Origin of the sequence: Haladaptatus sp. (assembly GCF_049589095.1) — an archaeon.
Taxonomy (GTDB): Archaea; Halobacteriota; Halobacteria; order Halobacteriales; family Haladaptataceae; genus Haladaptatus.
In genome coordinates this window covers 1-2,345 of sequence record NZ_JBAWAC010000614.1, presented here as the reverse complement: position 1 = coordinate 2,345, position 2,345 = coordinate 1, and the positions used below count along the sequence as shown (strand labels likewise).

Sequence of the window (2,345 nt, the reverse complement as noted above, 5' to 3'; positions counted from 1 at the left end):
CCGAGTCCCTTCGAGAGACAGAACATCACGGAATCCACGTTCTCCACGATTCGTGCCGGTGATACGTCGAGGGCGACAGCCGCGTTACCCACCCGTGCACCATCGAGATGGACGGGAATTCCGAGGTCGTGGGCCGCTTCCGCCGCGGCGTCGATCTTTTCGGGAGCGATTGCGACTCCTCCCTTGCTGTTGTGCGTGTTTTCGAGCGACAGCAATCCTGTTCCGGGTCGATGTGCGTCCGCCTCGACGTAGCCGTCTCGAACCTGTTCGGGCGTCGGAACTCCACGGTCGCCGCCGTCGAGCGTTCGGACTTGCAGCGCCGAGTGCTGGGCGAGTCCGCCGAGTTCCCACTTGTAGATGTGGCTCTCGCGTTCGACCAGTATCTCCTCTCCCCGTTCGGTGTGGACGCGCGCCGCGATCTGATTGCCCATCGTTCCGGTCGGGACGTAGAGGGCCGCTTCCATCCCCACAAGTTCGGCGGCAGCGGATTCGAGTTCGTTGACCGTCGGGTCCTCGCCGTAGACGTCGTCGCCCACCTCGGCCTCGGCCGCCGCCGCACGCATCTCCTCGCTCGGTTTCGTGACCGTGTCGCTCCGCAGGTCTATCATACGCGACCGTTCCGCCGCGGCGACCAAATAATCGAGGGTAGAAGCAGTTCATCGACCGAGATGCCCACACCGAAAGGGGTTTCCGGTATCCACGAAATTTTGCCACATGGACGAACGAATTCGGAACCACGCCGAAACCATCGTCGACCACTCTCTCGATATCGAAGCGGGCGATACGGTCGTCGTTCGCTCGCCGACCGTCTCGGACGACCTCGCGGTTGCACTCTCCGAAGCACTCGGCGAGCGCGGTGCGTTCCCACTCGTCACTGCCGGGCGTCGGGACAAGAAACAAGCGGCGTTCCTTCGTTCGATCGACGTGGATGCCCTCGAAACCCCCGAGCACGAACAGGCGTTGTTCGAAGCGGCGGACGCCATCGTTCACATCCGAGGCCACGAGAACGCCTCCGACATGAGCGATATCAGCGCCGAGACCCACGCGGCATACAGACAGGCGTACCAGCCGATACAGCAGGAAATCCTCTCGTCGCGTTGGTGTCTCACCCAGTATCCGTCCCCCGGAAGCGCGCAACTCGCCGAGATGAGCACGGACGCTTACGAGGAGTTCGTGTACAGCGCGATGAACAAGGACTGGGACGAGCAGCGCGAGTTCCAAGAGCAGATGATCGAAATCCTCGACCCCGCCGACGAAGTTCGTATCGTCTCCGGCGAGACGACGGACCTCACGATGTCCGTGGCGGGCATGAAAACCATCAACGACGAGGGCAAGAACAACCTCCCCGGTGGCGAGGTGTTCACTGCGCCGGTCCCCGATTCGGTCGAGGGCGAAGTGCTGTTCGACAAGCCGCTCGTCCACCAGGGCAACATCGTCGAAAACGTCTGGCTGAAGTTCGAGAACGGTGAGGTCGTCGATTTCAGCGCAGACAAGAACGAGGACGTCCTCGCGGGCGTTCTCGATACCGACGACGGCGCACGCAGACTCGGCGAACTCGGCATCGGCATGAACCGCGACATCGACGAGTTCACCTACAACATGCTCTTCGACGAGAAGATGGGCGATACGGTCCACCTCGCCGTCGGCATGGCCTACGATACCTGTGTCCCCGACGACCGGGAACCGAACGAGAGCGCGGTTCACGTGGACATCATCGTGGATATGAGCGAGGACTCGTTCATCGAAGTGGACGGCGAAATCGTCCAGCGCAACGGTACCTTCCGTTTCGAGGACGGGTTCGAGGAATAACCGGGAGGAGACGAGGCGCTTTGCGCCTCGCAAGACGAACGGCGAACGGGTGAGCCGTGAGTTGGCCGAGCGGGACGTTTTTAGTGCAGGTTTTTACGAGGAGCGGTCAGCTTTGCTGACCCGACAACGTAAAAAAGTGCAACGCGCACCTTCCGTTTCGAGGACGGGTTCGAAGAATAACCGGGAGGGAGGCGAGGCGCTTTGCGCCTTGAGAGACGAACGGCGAACGGGTGAGCCGTGAGTTGGCCGAGCGGGACGTTTTCGTCGCGTACTACGGATATTCGAGACCAAGCGACCGCGACGAACGTTTATATACTGGAACGAACCCAGAGTCCGTATCTCCTGAAAACTACCGCGTGGATGGCCGAGGCGGGTGTGTGGCACACCTCCACGTCAAACCGTCGTGCCGCCTGTTCGCAATCCTTCGGTTCAAAATCCGTCCGAGGCGGACTGATACTGAACTCCCTGTAGACGTGAACTCTTTCTTTGCCGGTTGACCGTTCTCGAAACAGCACGCTACGAATATCTGATATATC

2 protein-coding genes are annotated in these 2,345 nt (G+C 60.7%); one reads left to right on the top strand and one right to left on the bottom strand.

The window, feature by feature from the left end:
• On the bottom strand, positions 1–608 hold a 608-nt coding region (locus WBV42_RS19465; RefSeq protein ID WP_423987507.1), incomplete at its 3' end, for a threonine aldolase family protein.
• Between the two features lie 106 nt (positions 609–714).
• Between WBV42_RS19465 and WBV42_RS19460 the strand changes: the two genes are divergently transcribed.
• Complete coding sequence (locus tag WBV42_RS19460) at positions 715–1,809, top strand: aminopeptidase (RefSeq protein ID WP_423987506.1); 1,095 nt, start codon at positions 715–717, stop codon at positions 1,807–1,809.
• The last annotated feature ends 536 nt before the right edge of the window (positions 1,810–2,345 follow it).